The sequence below is a fragment of the Bradyrhizobium canariense genome (genome assembly GCF_019402665.1).
GTDB lineage: Bacteria > Pseudomonadota > Alphaproteobacteria > Rhizobiales > Xanthobacteraceae > Bradyrhizobium > Bradyrhizobium canariense.
Genome location: NZ_VSST01000044.1, coordinates 1 through 14,036, shown reverse-complemented (window position 1 = coordinate 14,036; position 14,036 = coordinate 1). Strand labels below are relative to the sequence as shown.

Here is a 14,036-nt window from a genome sequence, read left to right as displayed (position 1 = left end):
GGTCGGAGGATGCTAAGCTGTTCCTCGCACACTCGGACGAGGTGCCGACAGCACTGTGGCTGATAACGCGAGGACGACATGGAAGCCGGCATGGTCACGCCTGCGCCGGCACTGGTGCGCTTTTCCGGCATTCAGAAGACCTACGATGGCGAGCACCTCGTGGTGAAGAACCTCGATCTCGACATCAGGAAGGGCGAGTTCGTCACCCTGCTCGGTCCGTCGGGCTCGGGCAAGACGACCACCCTGATGATGCTGGCGGGTTTCGAGGTTCCGACCCATGGCGAGATCTACCTCGCGGACCGGCCGATCAAGAATGTGCCGCCGCACAAGCGCGACATCGGCATGGTGTTCCAGAACTACGCCTTGTTTCCGCACCTGACGATTGCGGAGAATATCGCCTTCCCGCTATCCGTCCGCAGCACGAACAAGGCCGAAGCGCAGGATCGTGTCAAAGCGGCATTGCGCATGATCAAGATGGAAAACCTGGCACAGCGCCGGCCCGGGCAGCTGTCCGGCGGTCAGCAGCAGCGCGTGGCGCTGGCCCGCGCCCTGGTTTTCAATCCGCAACTCGTGCTGATGGACGAACCCCTGGGCGCCCTGGACAAGCGCCTGCGGGAGCAGATGCAACTGGAGATCAAGCAACTGCACGAGACGATGGGCATCACCGTCGTCTACGTCACCCACGATCAAAGTGAAGCGCTCACCATGTCGGACCGCATCGCCGTATTCAACGACGGCATCGTGCAGCAGATCGACAAGCCCGACAGGCTGTATGAGCATCCGGTGAACAGCTTCGTCGCCCATTTCATCGGCGAGAACAATGTGCTGGCCGGCACCGTCGAGACGGTCGAGAAAGATTATTGCCGCGTTGCGCTGGCTGGCGGCGGCGCCGTGACCGCACGAGCGGTCAACGTATCAGGCGCGGGCGCATCGACCTCGCTGTCGGTGCGGCCGGAGCGGATCGCTATTATCCCGAATGGCACCTCCAGCGACGAACCGAACCGACTGCCGGCCAAGGTGCAGAACACCATCTATCTCGGCGACCACGCGCTGGCCGTGCTCGACGTCGCCGACAACAGGGAGTTTATGGTCAAGCTTCAGCCGGGGACGCATGACAGCCTGAGAGCTGGCAGCCTTACAGCTGGCAGCCTGAGACCTGGCGATGACGTGTTCATCACCTTCCGCCCGGAGGACTGCCTCGCCCTCGATCCCGTCTGATCCAACCATGCAGCAACGCTCCAACGCGGGCGGACCTACATCGACCAAGCTCAACGCAAGTCACGTGAAGAAGAAGGAACAAAGACCATGCTGAAGCGCAAGATTGTACTGGGGTTCGCCGCGGCATTCGCCGCCAGCGCGGCGCTGGCCACGGTCGCGCAGGCGCGTGACCTCACCGTCGTGTCGTGGGGCGGCGCGTATCAGGATGCCCAGAAGAAGGTCTATTTCGAGCCGTTCAAGAAAGCGACCGGTGTTGCGATGAACGACGAGTCCTGGGACGGCGGGGTCGGCGTGTTGCGCGCCAAGGTGCAGGGTGGTGCCGCCACCTGGGACGTCGTGCAGGTCGAGAGCGACGAACTGGCGGTTGGCTGCGAGGAAGGCCTGTTCGAAAAGCTCGACTATTCGAAGATCGGCGGCGAGGCCGCCTATATCCCACCGTCAGTCAACGCTTGCGGCGTCGGCGCCATCCTCTACGATTTCGTTCTCGGCTACGACAAGGACAAGCTGAAGGAGGCTCCCAAAGGCTGGACCGACTTCTTCGACACCAAAAAGATTCCGGGCAAGCGCGCCTTGCGTCAGGGCCCGAAGACCACGCTCGAGATCGCCCTCATGGCCGACGGCGTCGCGCCAAAGGACGTCTACAAGGTGCTGGCGACCGACGAAGGCGTCGAGCGCGCGTTCAAGAAGCTGGACACCATCAAGGGCGACATCGTCTGGTGGAAGGCCGGCGCCCAGCCGCCGCAATTGCTCGCCTCCGGCGAGGTGGCGATGACCTCGGTCTACAACGGCCGCATCGACACCGCGAACAAGAACGAGAAGAAGAATTTCGGCATGGTGTGGGACGGAGCCCTCTTCACCATCGACACCTGGGTGATCCTGAAAGGCAGCCCGAACAAGGACGCGGCCTACAAGTTCCTGGACTTCGTCGGCAAGGCGGAGAACCAGTCGAAACTGTCGGAGAACATTGCTTATGGCACCTCGAACAAGGACGCAGCCGCTCTGCTCGCGCCTGCCGTTCTGAAGGATTTGCCGACAGCACCTGACAACATCAAGAACGCGGTCGAAATCAACGTTGCCTTCTGGCTCGAGAACATCGACCGCCTGACCGAGCGCTTCAACAAATGGGCAGCGAAATAGCGCGCGGCCGAACCGGCGTGCGGCGCGCATTGACAGCAGTTTCGTCGCGGCCATCCTTCGAGACGCCCACCTTAGGCGAGCTCCTCAGGATGAGGACGTGCGCGGCAGCGACTTCGGAGAGCCTCATCCTGAGGAGACCGCCACCGGGTCCGCGCAAAGCGCGGCCCGATGACAGGCTCCGCGGTCGTCTCGAGGGACGAGGCGCTTGCTCAGATCGCTCCGAAAGGCCGCACGCGATTGCCACAGCCAAAATGACGAGAGATGTCCAGTCACAATGGGGCTCCCGATGACGGCAGCCTCCTCAATCGGCGCCGACGCGTTGGCCAAGGTGCCGCTCAAGCGCCGGCTGAAGCAGGCGGAGCGCGCGCGCCAGACCAAGGCGCTGGCACTCATTCTGCCGCTTCTCATCTTCCTGCTCTTCACCTTCGCTGGGCCCATCGCCGGCATGCTGTGGCGTGCCGTCGATGACCGGGAGGTGCGTCTGGTTCTGCCTCAGACCATCGCGGCTCTCGCTAGTTGGGACGGCAGGGATCTGCCGGACGAAAAGGCCTACGCGGCGCTGGCAGGCGACATCATGGCGGCGCGCGCTTCCGGCACCATTGCGATTGCGGCCAAGCGGCTCAATTACGCGCTGAACGGGTTCCGTACGATCCTGACCAGCACCGCACGCAATCTGAAGACCGTGCCCGACCCCGGCACGGCGAGGGAGACACTGGGCAAGATCAACCCGGCCTGGCGCGAACGCGCCACCTGGACCACGATCAAGGACGCCAGTGGTCCCATGACCGGCTTCTATCTTTTGTCGGCGCTCGATCTGACGCGGAACGCGGACGGCACGATCGTCGCAGCCCCGCCGGATCAGGCCATCTACCGCGACGTTTTCGTCCGCACCTTTCTCATCAGCCTCAGTGTCACGGTGCTGTGCCTGATCCTCGGCTTCCCGGTCGCTTACTTGCTGGCGGCGCTGCCGCCCGGCCGGTCGAACCTGCTGATGATCTTCGTCCTGCTGCCGTTCTGGACGTCTCTGCTGGTCCGCACCTGCGCCTGGATCGTGCTGCTGCAGAGCAAAGGCGTCGTGAACGACAGCCTGCTCTGGCTTGGCATCATCGACGCGCCGTTGCGCCTGATCTACAACCGCTTCGGCGTCTGCGTGGCCATGACCCACGTCCTGCTGCCGTTCATGATCCTGCCGCTGTACAGCAGCATGAAGGCGATCTCGCCTGCTTACATGCGTGCCGCCGCCTCGCTCGGCGCGCCGCCGCTCACCGCCTTTCTGCGGATCTACCTGCCTCAGACGCTGCCCGGCATCGGCGCGGGAAGCCTGCTCGTCTTCATCCTGGCGCTCGGCTATTACATCACCCCGGCCCTCGTCGGGGGCGCCGCCGATCAAATGATCAGCTACTTCATCGCGCTCTACACGACCGAGACGGCCAATTGGGGTCTTGCTTCGGCACTGGGTGCGGTGCTGCTGCTCGCCACTATTCTGCTCGCGCTCGTCTACGGAAAGCTGGTGCAGGGACAGCAGGTGACGGGAGGGATGAAGAATTGAGCGACAATTCCTCCATCCGCACGCCGAGCCAGCGTATCGCGTGGACCGCGACCATCGTTATCTCCACGCTGGTGTTCATCTTCCTGATCGCGCCTATCCTTGCGATCATGCCGCTGTCCTTCAGCTCGGGCTCGTACCTCACCTATCCGCTGCCGGGCCTCTCCCTGCGCTGGTACGACGACTTCATCAATTCGCCGCGCTGGATGAATTCGCTGAAGAACAGCATGATCATCGGTGTGGCCTCGACCTTGCTGTCGATGGTGCTCGGCACGCTGGCGGCGCTGGGGCTGGCGCAGTGGAAGAGCCGGTTCAAGCCGCTCGTGCTGGCCTTCGCGCTGTCGCCGGTCGTCGTGCCCGGCGTTATCACCGCGGTCGGCCTGTATTTCTTCTTCGCGCCGATCGGACTGACCGGCAGTTATCTCGGCTTGATCCTGGCCCACACCGCGCTGGCGACGCCCTTTGTGGTGATCACGGTCGGTGCGACGCTGCAAAGTTTCGACACCAATCTGGCCCGCGCCGCTGCCTCGCTCGGTGCCTCACCGCTTGACGCGTTCCGCCGCGTGATCCTGCCTCTGATCCTGCCCGGCGTGGCATCGGGAGCCCTGTTCGCCTTCGCGACCAGCTTCGACGAGGTGGTGATCGTGCTGTTCATGGCAGGTCCGGAACAGCGCACCCTGCCGCGCGAGATGTTCAGCGGCATCCGCGAGAACATCAGCCCGACCATCACGGCAGCGGCGGTGATTCTGACAACGGTCTCGGTGATCCTACTCGCCACGCTGGAAGGCTTGCGCCGACGCAACGAACGGCTGAGGGGCGGCGCGTGAGCGCGCGGTGTCTTCTCCTTCTCCCCTTGTGGGAGAAGGTGGCGCGAAGCGCCGGATGAGGGGTCTCTCTCCGCACCTTCGATTACAGTGAGACTCGCGGAGAGAACCCCTCACCCGTCTCGCCGCTAGCGCGGCGAGCCACCCTCTCCCACAAGGGGAGAGGGCAAAAACACCGCCGCGCCCTGCTTATTTCTCAACCCTCATCTCGCATCCCGGGCTTTGCTCCCGCGTCCGTTTGTCGCTAGAACGTGCCCGCAACAACGCCCAAACAACAACGCAAGGGAGAAAAACAAATGCAAAAACTCATCGTCGCGATCGCGGCCGGTCTTGCTCTCGCCGCCACGTCGGGCGCCGCGCAGGCGCAGATTTCCGACGACGTCGTCAAGATCGGCGTGCTCACGGACATGTCGAGCCTCTATGCGGACGCGACCGGCAAGGGCTCGCTCGCCGCCGTGGAGATGGCGGTCGCCGATTACGGCGCCAAGGTCGCGGGCAAGCCTGTCGCAGTGGTCTCCGCCGATCACCAGAACAAGCCCGACGTCGGCGTCAACATCGCCCGCAACTGGTACGACAACGACAAGGTCGACGCGATCTTCGACGTGCCGACGTCGTCGGTGGCGCTGCCGATCTCGGCGCTGACGCGCGAGAAGAACAAGATCCACATCAACTCGGGCGGCGGCTCATCCGATATCACGGGCGTCGCCTGCTCGCCCAACACGGTGCACTGGACCTACGACACCTATGCGCTGTCGAACGTCGCCGGCAAGGCGATGGTCAAGCGCGGCGAGGACACCTGGTTCTTCGTCACCGCCGACTACGCCTTCGGCATGGCGCTGCAACGCGACGCCGCCAACGTCGTCAAGGAGAGCGGCGGCAAGGTGCTCGGCGAAGTCCGCCATCCGCTCAACTCGTCGGACTTCTCCTCGTTCCTGCTCCAGGCCCAGGCCTCCAAGGCCAAGGTGGTCGCGTTGGCCAATGCCGGCGGCGACACCACTAACGCCCTGAAACAGGCGGCCGAATTCGGCCTGACGCAGGGCGGCCAGAAGATGATCGCGTTGCTCATGGAGATCACCGACGTTCATTCGCTCGGCATCAAGTCGACGCAAGGCCTGATCATCACCGACGCGTTCTACTGGGACACCAACGAGGAGACGCGCGCCTTCTCCAAGCGCTTCAACGAGAAGGTCGGCCACATGCCGACCATGATCCAGGCGGGGCTCTATTCGGCGACCATGCATTATTTGAAGGCGATCGACGCCATCAAGTCGGACGAGGCACCGAAGGTGATGGAGCAGATGCGCAAAACGCCGGTCAACGACTTCTTCGCCAAGAACGGCAAGATCCGCATCGACGGCCGCATGGTCCACGACATGTATCTGTTCGAGGTCAAGAAGCCCGAGGAATCCAAGGGCGAGTGGGACCTCTACAAGCTGATCGCCACCGTGCCCGGCGACGAGGCCTTCCGCCCGCTCGACAAGGGCGGCTGCCCCCTGGTGAAGGGAAATTAGGGATATTCTCCGTCATTGCGCGCGAAGCGAAGCAATCCAGAAATGCATCCGCGGTGACAGCCTGGATTGCTTCGTCGCAAGAGCTCCTCGCAACGACGGCAGACGAAAAAACTCACGACAGCGCGCCCGGCGAAAACCGGGCGCGCTTCGTTTAGCCGTTCAGAACCGCGTTACTCCGAGTATTTGAACTCGGGCATGTTCTTCAGCTCCTCCTTGCTCGCATTGAACACGGCGTGGTCCGGATACCATTTCGACGAGGACGTGGCCGTCGTCGCGGGCTTGTTGTCGGTGCCGGTCGCGGCACCCGTCGTGGTGGTCGCCGCGGGCCGGTTGGCCGCGCTGTTCGGGTTGTTCCCGGCAGCGCCGGTGTAGGCAACGGCCTCGTTGACGAATTTCAGCTTCTCATAGGGCACCGCGACCAGATGCTCGCCCAGGCCGAGGAAGCCGCCGACGCCGATCACGGCGATCTTGATGTTGCCGCTCTTGTCCATCAGCAGATCGTTGATCGAGCCGATGTTCTCGTTGGCGTCGTTATAGACCTTGATGCCGTTCATCTTGGACGTACGCCACTGTCCCGACGCGGTCGTGGTCGTCGTCGAGGCGGCGGCAGCCGGCGCCTTGTCGGTGGTGGCGGTCGGATTTTGCGCGAACGCAACGGTTGCGAGCAGTGCGGTACCGGCGAGACCGGCCGCGATCGATTTCATCAACATATTGTCCTCTCCTTCAGCAGAAAACTCGTGCGGAGAAAACAGCTCGGATCAGTCCCAGTTCCGCGCGTGCTGCAATTTCGTCGCGTGCTGCGCGAGGATTGGAGCCGCGTGCGATTGTTCCTAAGTCACTCAGGAACATTTTGCAGCGCACTGTTCCTGGCGGACGATCGTGCGCGCCCTGGGTGAAGCAAGACCGCAGCGAGGAACGCGCCGATCTGCGTCACGCAGATCAGCTCCTGTAGTCGATCAGAAGCGCGGCGAAGTCCGAGCCGCCTGATGAGCTGCCGTTGGCGCCGTAAGACGACGACGACGATTGCGACTGCTGCAGCGCCTGGAGAAACTGCTGAAGGATCTCGGCCGTGGTGGAGGCGGTTGACGTGCTGCTGGTCGCGTCCGTTGACGACGAATCCGACGAGCTGTCGTCCGGCGGCGGACCTGGCGGGGGGCCGCCCGCACCCCCGGGACCGCCCGCACCACCGGGACCGCCGGCGCCATTGGCGAAGGCGGATTGGAATACGTTCTTCAGCTCGTCGGCTTGGTCTGACGTCAGCGTCCCGTTCGACACCTCGTTGGAGATGAGGTCGTCGATCTTCGAGTCGATGTCATCCTTGGAGGGACGCGCGCCGCTCGACTGATCGCTCGACCGGCCCTGCTGAAGCGCCGTGTCGATGTCGGTCAGCGCCGTCGAAAGCGCCGACTGGTCCGACGACGAGAGCGTGCCGGCGGACACGTCCGATTGCAATTGCTGCTGCAGCCTCTGCAACGGCGACTGGTGGTGACCGGCGGAGGCCGCCGAAATCGAGGTCATGATGGCTCCGTGAGTTCTGCAGGGTTTCGTGGCCGACCAAGCCACGGTATGGTTAGCGCGCTTAACGAGACCTTGCCGCTTCCCTGCCCGGTGATGTCCTGCTGTTGCGGCATGGGCCATGGAAACAATCTGAAACAAATCTCTTCGCCATTTGGCCCGAATCTTGGACAAACAAAGCGCATGGCCCTTCCCAATCCCAACATCCTTGTCGTCGAAGACGACCGTGAAACCCGGACGTTGATTGCGAAATACCTCCGCAACAACGCCTGCAACGTCACCGCCGTGAGCGACGGCCGCGAGATGTCGCGCGCGATGGCCGATCATCGCGTCGACCTCATCATCCTCGACGTCATGCTGCCCGGCGAGGACGGCCTCAGCCTGTGCCGCAAGCTGCGCGCGGAAGGACAGACGCCGATCATCATGCTGACCGCACGCGGCGAGGACGTCGACCGCATCGTCGGCCTGGAGATGGGCGCGGACGACTATCTGCCGAAACCGTTCAACCCGCGCGAGCTGCTCGCCCGCATCAACGCGGTGCTGCGCCGCCAGGCGGCCGCGCAGGCGAAAAGCTCGATCGAAGGCGCGAGCACGCTCGCCTTCGGAGGCTGGCGCATCGATCTGCGCCTGCGCGAGCTGCGCAATCCCGACGGCGCGCGCGTCGCGGTGACCAGCGCCGAGTTCGACCTGCTGCGGACGTTCTGCGAGCGTCCCGGCCGCGTGCTCTCGCGCGACAGCCTGCTCGACCTCACGCAGGGGCGCAGCACAGGCTCGTTCGAGCGCTCGATCGACGTGCTGGTCAGCCGCATCCGCCGCAAGATCGAGCCCAATCCGGCCGATCCGACCATGATCAAGACGGTGCGCTCCGGCGGCTATCTGTTCACGCCAAGAACCGAAGTGGTGAGAGCGGAAGCGGCAAGCACTGAAGCGGTTGCGGCGCCCCTGAGCAATTGAGGGGACGCCGACGATGAAGCCGTTCGGCTTCTTCCATATCAGGGGCATCGGCGGGCAGATCGCCGCACTGGTGCTGGGGTCGACCATCGCGCTCCATCTGGTCGTCACCATCGCCTTCCTGATCAGTCGTCCGGACAGTCCGCCGGACGGCGCGCACCAACTGACCGACGCGGCACTGCTGCTCGGCTCGGCTGACGCGGACGAGCGGCCGCGCCTGATGACCGACCTCGCACGCGCCTTCCCCCAGCTCGGCATCGAAATGCTCGCGCCGGGCATAGCCACCATCGAGGAGGTCGACGATCGACAACTGCGCGGGATGCGCCGTCATTTCAGGCAGGGCTATAAGGTTGTGCAGCTCGCGCCCGACGGCACCGCGCGCCGCGTCGGCGTGCAATTGCCTGACGGCACCGTGGTCGCCGGCCCTGTCGAGAGCGGCCAGCGGCCGTGGTTCTGGCGCGCGCCGTGGCTGGTGACGCTGATGACCGCCTTCATCTCCATCTCAGTGCTCGGCGTGTGGGCGGCGCGTGCGCTGGCGGCGCCGCTCTCGTCCTTCGCCAAGGCCGCCGAGAATTTCAGCCTAGACGGCGAGGCGGAACCGCTGCCCGAGCGCGGCCCGGTGGAGATCCGCGCGGTGGCGCGCGCGCTCAACCGCATGCATGAGCGGATCGCGCGGCTGATGTCGGACCGCACCAAGATGCTGGCGGCGATCAGCCACGATCTGCGCACGCCGATCACGCGGCTGCGCCTGCGCGCCGAGTTCATCGAGGATGAGGGCAACCGCAAGCGCATGCTCGTCGATCTCGACCAGATGCGCTCAATGCTGGAAAGCGTGCTGTCGCTCTTACGCAACGACCGCAAGATCGAGGCGGTGACGCTGGTCGATATCGCGAGCACGCTCCAGCTCATCGCCGACCAGTTCGGCGACATGGGCCACATCGTGCATTACGAGGGCCCGGTCTCGGCCACCGCCGCCGCGCGCCCCGACGATCTGCATCGCGGCGTCACCAATCTCGTAGAGAATGCGGTGCGTTTCGGCGCCGAAGTGACGATCCGCCTCGACGTCTCCGGCACCATCCTCATCGTCGACGTCGAGGACGACGGCCCCGGCATTTCGGACGCGCGCAAGCAGGAAATGCTCGAGCCGTTCGTGCGCGGCGACGATGCGCGCACGATGGACGAGTCCACCGGCTTCGGCCTCGGCCTGTCGATCGCCCGTGCCATCGCGATCGCCCATGGCGGCGACCTGTCCCTGCATGACCGCGAGCCGCACGGGCTGATCGTGCGGATGCGGCTGCCGATCTATCATCGTCCGAGGTGCTGCTTGCCGACAGAGCACGTCACCGCAGCATAGGCTGGCCTATTTCAGATAGCTCGCGAGATTTGACGCTCAAGATCTTGGCCAACGCCGATTAGGACGAGGTAAGCTGCGCCTGATAGGTCGAGAGCTGCGCCGTAATCGGCGGCGTCGACGCCGGTGAAGTCGTTCGACAGCGTCTGGGGAGCTTCTGTAATCGGTCCGACGTGCGCGCCGTCTCGATCGAGGACGCAGCGTTTCGAGAGCCTCGCCTGCACGGCCGCGGTGTCGTCGAGGGCCGTGCCGGCGAGATCGAGCGCATTCGAGATGGCCGAGGACGAGGGCGACTTGTTAGCGACCAAGAACGCCGCAACGAAATCGCAACGAATTGGGTGAAACGACCGTGAACAAAACGGGACGGAAGCGACTGGCATATCGAGAAATACCAATAACTTAGAAGATGCTCACTGCGTTCGGGACGCAGGAGGCGGGCTCGATCAGATCGCAACTTGAACCGAATGTCGTATCGGTGCTTGCGCCTCCCCGCAACCAATAAATCTGTGCCGGGGCGAAGGTGGTGGCTGCCGCCGGACTGCTCGACGGCAAGCGCGCCACGACTCACTGGTACTACGTGCGCGAAATGCTCAGGCTAAAGCGGAGTCGGTCGCTCGCGAGCTCGGCCTGTCGCGCTGGGACGCTCGGCATTCAAGCGCCGCATTCAGGTTCACCCGGTCGTTCGCGATGACGGCGCTCGCCAACGTGCTCGCCTTCTGGAGGCGCGACGAGTACAGCATCGAACTGGAGTCGGGCATGGATGAAGTGTCGCTGGCCCTGGTGGCGGACGCCTGGTCGCGAACGTACCGGTCGTCCGCGAAAACAACCGCTTCGACCCCTGGGGCAGGGGAGACCCGCGACAAGATTCGGATCATTCCGGACCGGACTAATGCGAGCCGGCCCGGGGTGCGGCGCGTCTCAATCTTTCCCGGTCTCCCTCCGGCCGAAGCGCTCGATCATACCTTAGATGCGATCGCAGCCCGCTACGGCGAGCGCACGACCAACATGGTAGCCATGCAACTCGAATATCGGCGACACTAGGCGCTGTCCGCCAAGTACGGCTGGCATCTCTATGGGACTTACCAGAAGGACGCGTTGCCCTGCTGAGACATCTGCGGCATCTCAGCGGTGAGCTGTCAGAACGTCTCTGTAATCTTGCTCAGGCGAGGTGGACGATCCGGGTCAAATCCGCAGGCCCGCGCTGTCTGCTCGATGATCCGATAAGCCGGAATCAGCATGGTGATCGGGTCGGTGGCGGGATCATCCGCGGCCAACCAGGGCAGCGAGCCACGCGGTCCGCCGCACAGATGAAGCGCGATTTTTTGCCCGCGCAATTCTTCTGCCAGCGCGTCCACCATGGCCGCCGTTTCATCCATCAGGCGCATCATGATGACCGGCGTGCGCGAGGATAACGCGGCGCGCGGCCCATGCTGCAGCTCGGCGGCGCTCAGACCAATGGAAGGCAGGCGCAGGATTTCCGACAATTTGAGAGCGATCTCTCGCGCCGAGCCGAGGCCCAGGCCCCGAGCCGCCACAAACACAGCTGACGCCTTGGCGAGACCATCGGCAATCCCGGACCAGTCGAGTGCCAGCGCGCGGTGCAGACGCTCGGGCAGTCTGTCGAGGCTTGACCGCAGCGCTTGATCTCCCGCCAGCTCAGCAACAAGTCCGGCGCCGGCGGCCATCGAGCCGATCACGGTCTTGGTCGCCGCTACGGAGTGCTCCTGGCCGGCCTCGATTGGAACGACGAATTCCGCTTCGTCAGCCACCGGCGACGACGTCGCATTGAGGATGGCGATGGTGCGGGCGCCCGCGGCGCGCGCCGACCTGGTCGCCGCGACAAGATCCGGGCTGCGCCCGGATTGCGAGATCACGATGAACAGCGCATGGCGCAGCATCAACGGCGTGCGAAAAGCCGTGATCACCGAAGGAGCGCTGGCTGAAACGGGAAGGCGGAGCCGCGTCTCGACAAGATATCTCAAGTAGACGCCCGCATGCCCGGAGCTTCCCCGGCCGCACACGACGCACAGCGGGGCAGAGCCAATCCCAATTCGCTGTGCGATGTGGCGTGTGGCGGGGCGGTTACGGACTATATTGGCAACAACATCCGCGCTTTCCCCGAGTTCGCTCGCCATCGCGGATGTCGTCATGGCTCGACCGCTCCGCCTTGCTTGCGCGCCGCTTCCTTGGGATGCCGGTCAGATTGCGAGTCAGTGTCCTTGGCAAGCTCGGCGAACACGCGCCGAAGATTGCCGTCGCATTTTTTCAGGATGGTCTCGGCATCGACCCTGTCGATACCCAACGCCAGCAGGCCAGCCGTCTTGATGTCTCCCTCGGCCTGCTCAAGCCAGTGTGCCGCGTGCGACGGATCACAGTGCGCGATTTGCGCCACCATGGCCTGGGCGCGCCGCTTGAGCTTGGCGTTGGTCGGCTGCATGTTCACCATCATGCCGCGGTACACCCGGCCAAGGCGCAGCATGATCCCTGAGGAGATCAGGTTCAGCACGACCTTTTGCGCGGTGCCCGCCTTCATCCGCGTGGAGCCGGCGATCAGCTCGCGGCCGGTCTCGATCAGCACCGGAAACTTTGCCGACGCCAGCAGTACGGTGCCGGGATTGTTGGCAACACCGATCGTCACTGCACCAAAAGACCCTGCCTGCTGCAGCGCCGCGACCGTGAATGGCGTTGTCCCGCTGGCAGCAACGGCGATCACCACGTCATGCGCTGTGAGCCGCGCGGCATTAATCTGTGTGACCGCGTCTTCGATATCATCCTCAGCACCCTCGATGCTGGTGACGAACGCGCTGTCTCCGCCGGCAACGATGAAGTGGACGCGCTCGCTGGGCCAGGCGAAGGTCGGCATCAACTCGGCGCCGTCCTGGACCGCCACGCGGGCCGAGGTGCCGGCGCCGACATACACAATGCGTCCATGATCACCCAGCGCCACTTTGGCCGCCTCGGTCGCCGCAGTAATCGCGGGAAGGGCATGGCCGATTGCCGCGACTGCCGCAAGCTGGCCCTCCCACATCGCTGCCATCGCTGACGCGAGCTGCCATGCATCGAGATCGGCAAAGCGGGGATCGACTTCTTCGGTGGCCATATAATTGATCCATGCTCCATCAAACGCGGAACTTTGAAGCCTGCTCATGGTCAGCTTCTCTCTTGGGCAGGTCTTTATTGGGCAACTCAAGCCGTCCTCGCGCCACCAGTAATGCGCCGGCCGCCGCGTCGGCATCAGGACACCTCAGGCGCGCGCGCAGGTCCGGCGTCAGCCACGGCGTAATGGCATCCGCGAGCCCGCCTACCAGCGAGAGCCGTTCAATTCCTCTCGCCAGGAAAAGATCAAGGAGATCGCCAATGGCATCGGCCGCGCGTTCGACAATGCGGCGGCCGACCGGATCGCCCAGATTGGCATGCCGCATCACAATCGGCGCGAACGCCGCGTAGTCTGCACTCCTGGCGTCTTCAGACCAGGCCACAGCCTGATAAGGATCGTAATCGAATGCGCCCAGCACCTCTGAAAGCAACGGGGTCAGCTCGCTGCGGCGATCCGCGGCCCGCAGCGCCAGTCGGACAACCTGCAGGCCGATGTCGGCACCGCTGCCTTCATCCGACACGGGGAAGCCGTAACCGGCGAGACGGACTTCGCGGCCGTCGATCAGGCCGACACCCACCGAGCCTGTGCCGGCTACCACGATGGCCCCGTCCGCGCCGCTGTGGGCCCCAAGGCAGGCCGCCAGGCCGTCGCTGACGAAGATCACGGACGCAAAGGGATGCGCGATCTTGTTGAACGCTGCTTCCGCGCCCCGGCGGCCAAGACCGGCAAGGGCGATTCCGGCGTGCATCCGCGCGAAATCCTCGCGCGTCAGTCCGGCCTGTGCGGCGGCCGCTTCAGTGGCTTCCATGATGGACCGCCAAGCATTGTCAAAGCCAATCCGCGTCGTGGCTGGCCCCGAGCTCGCTGCACCGAGCAGCGTGCCATT

At 64.2% G+C, this 14,036-nt stretch carries 13 protein-coding genes and 1 pseudogene; 8 read left to right on the top strand and 6 right to left on the bottom strand.

Features of this window, described 5'->3' with window-relative positions; genetic code table 11:
* The first annotated feature begins 78 nt into the window (after positions 1 to 78).
* The 5 genes from FXB41_RS23595 to FXB41_RS23575 all read left to right on the top strand — a co-directional run bounded on the left by FXB41_RS23595 (position 79) and on the right by FXB41_RS23575 (position 6,236).
* A complete protein-coding gene (locus tag FXB41_RS23595) occupies positions 79 to 1,218 on the top strand; it encodes an ABC transporter ATP-binding protein (RefSeq protein ID WP_007600793.1) in 1,140 nt (379 codons plus the stop codon).
* 87 nt (positions 1,219 to 1,305) lie between these two features.
* Positions 1,306 to 2,355 (top strand): ABC transporter substrate-binding protein, encoded by a 1,050-nt coding sequence (locus tag FXB41_RS23590; RefSeq protein WP_007600792.1) that lies wholly within the window; start codon positions 1,306 to 1,308, stop codon positions 2,353 to 2,355.
* Between the two features lie 286 nt (positions 2,356 to 2,641).
* The gene (locus FXB41_RS23585) at positions 2,642 to 3,904 is read left to right on the top strand and encodes an ABC transporter permease (protein ID WP_035995528.1); all 1,263 of its coding nucleotides are present in this window, start codon (positions 2,642 to 2,644) and stop codon (positions 3,902 to 3,904) included.
* Positions 3,901 to 4,728, top strand: a complete 828-nt coding sequence (locus tag FXB41_RS23580) for an ABC transporter permease (RefSeq protein ID WP_007600787.1) — start codon at positions 3,901 to 3,903, stop codon at positions 4,726 to 4,728. Before FXB41_RS23585 ends, FXB41_RS23580 begins: the two co-directional genes overlap by 4 nt.
* Before the next feature lie 293 nt (positions 4,729 to 5,021).
* Positions 5,022 to 6,236 (top strand): ABC transporter substrate-binding protein, encoded by a 1,215-nt coding sequence (locus FXB41_RS23575; RefSeq protein ID WP_007600785.1) that lies wholly within the window; start codon positions 5,022 to 5,024, stop codon positions 6,234 to 6,236.
* A 170-nt stretch (positions 6,237 to 6,406) separates the two neighbouring features.
* Here FXB41_RS23575 and FXB41_RS23570 read toward each other — a convergent pair whose 3' ends face one another.
* Together FXB41_RS23570 and FXB41_RS23565 are read right to left on the bottom strand one after the other, a co-directional pair.
* Positions 6,407 to 6,946: a PRC-barrel domain-containing protein gene (locus FXB41_RS23570; RefSeq protein ID WP_219683400.1), complete on the bottom strand. Its 540-nt coding sequence runs from the start codon at positions 6,944 to 6,946 to the stop codon at positions 6,407 to 6,409.
* Between the two features lie 229 nt (positions 6,947 to 7,175).
* Positions 7,176 to 7,754: a hypothetical protein gene (locus FXB41_RS23565; RefSeq protein ID WP_219683399.1), complete on the bottom strand. Its 579-nt coding sequence runs from the start codon at positions 7,752 to 7,754 to the stop codon at positions 7,176 to 7,178.
* A 180-nt stretch (positions 7,755 to 7,934) separates the two neighbouring features.
* On the opposite strand from FXB41_RS23565, the gene FXB41_RS23560 reads away from it, so the two are divergent.
* Both FXB41_RS23560 and FXB41_RS23555 read left to right on the top strand, forming a co-directional pair.
* On the top strand, positions 7,935 to 8,705 hold the full coding sequence (locus FXB41_RS23560; protein ID WP_219683398.1) for a response regulator: 771 nt from the start codon (positions 7,935 to 7,937) through the stop codon (positions 8,703 to 8,705).
* A gap of 13 nt (positions 8,706 to 8,718) precedes the next feature.
* Entirely contained in the window at positions 8,719 to 10,056 is a 1,338-nt protein-coding gene (locus tag FXB41_RS23555) for an ATP-binding protein (RefSeq protein ID WP_219683397.1), read from the top strand.
* A gap of 11 nt (positions 10,057 to 10,067) precedes the next feature.
* On the opposite strand, the gene FXB41_RS23550 is transcribed toward FXB41_RS23555, so the two are convergent.
* Positions 10,068 to 10,361, bottom strand: a complete 294-nt coding sequence (locus FXB41_RS23550) for a flagellin family protein (protein ID WP_219683396.1) — start codon at positions 10,359 to 10,361, stop codon at positions 10,068 to 10,070.
* Positions 10,362 to 10,555: 194 nt separating this feature from the next.
* On the opposite strand from FXB41_RS23550, the pseudogene FXB41_RS23545 reads away from it, so the two are divergent.
* Positions 10,556 to 11,094, top strand: a pseudogene (locus FXB41_RS23545) (DJ-1/PfpI family protein); the annotation flags it as partial.
* Between the two features lie 95 nt (positions 11,095 to 11,189).
* On the opposite strand, the gene FXB41_RS23540 reads toward FXB41_RS23545, so the two are convergent.
* The 3 genes from FXB41_RS23540 to FXB41_RS23530 all read right to left on the bottom strand — a co-directional run.
* A complete protein-coding gene (locus tag FXB41_RS23540; protein ID WP_246649099.1) occupies positions 11,190 to 12,203 on the bottom strand; it encodes an SIS domain-containing protein in 1,014 nt (337 codons plus the stop codon).
* Positions 12,200 to 13,153 carry an N-acetylmuramic acid 6-phosphate etherase gene (locus FXB41_RS23535; protein WP_219683394.1) on the bottom strand — a complete coding sequence of 318 codons (954 nt, stop codon included), beginning with the start codon at positions 13,151 to 13,153 and terminating at the stop codon, positions 12,200 to 12,202. The genes FXB41_RS23540 and FXB41_RS23535 overlap by 4 nt, the downstream gene beginning before the upstream one ends.
* A gap of 19 nt (positions 13,154 to 13,172) precedes the next feature.
* The coding region (locus FXB41_RS23530) for a glucosamine kinase nucleotide-binding domain-containing protein (protein ID WP_219683393.1) at positions 13,173 to 14,036 on the bottom strand (864 nt) is incomplete at its 5' end.

Bases quoted from the DNA above. Each gene is read 5' to 3' on its own strand.
- FXB41_RS23595 (WP_007600793.1), top strand. From the start codon at position 79: ATGGAAGCCGGCATGGTCACGCCTGCGCCGGCACTGGTGCGCTTTTCC.
- FXB41_RS23590 (WP_007600792.1), top strand. From the start codon at position 1,306: ATGCTGAAGCGCAAGATTGTACTGGGGTTCGCCGCGGCATTCGCCGCC.
- FXB41_RS23585 (WP_035995528.1), top strand. From the start codon at position 2,642: ATGACGGCAGCCTCCTCAATCGGCGCCGACGCGTTGGCCAAGGTGCCG.
- FXB41_RS23575 (WP_007600785.1), top strand. From the start codon at position 5,022: ATGCAAAAACTCATCGTCGCGATCGCGGCCGGTCTTGCTCTCGCCGCC.
- FXB41_RS23570 (WP_219683400.1), bottom strand. From the start codon at position 6,946: ATGTTGATGAAATCGATCGCGGCCGGTCTCGCCGGTACCGCACTGCTC.
- FXB41_RS23565 (WP_219683399.1), bottom strand. From the start codon at position 7,754: ATGACCTCGATTTCGGCGGCCTCCGCCGGTCACCACCAGTCGCCGTTG.
- FXB41_RS23560 (WP_219683398.1), top strand. From the start codon at position 7,935: ATGGCCCTTCCCAATCCCAACATCCTTGTCGTCGAAGACGACCGTGAA.
- FXB41_RS23555 (WP_219683397.1), top strand. From the start codon at position 8,719: ATGAAGCCGTTCGGCTTCTTCCATATCAGGGGCATCGGCGGGCAGATC.
- FXB41_RS23540 (WP_246649099.1), bottom strand. From the start codon at position 12,203: ATGACGACATCCGCGATGGCGAGCGAACTCGGGGAAAGCGCGGATGTT.
- FXB41_RS23535 (WP_219683394.1), bottom strand. From the start codon at position 13,153: ATGGCCACCGAAGAAGTCGATCCCCGCTTTGCCGATCTCGATGCATGG.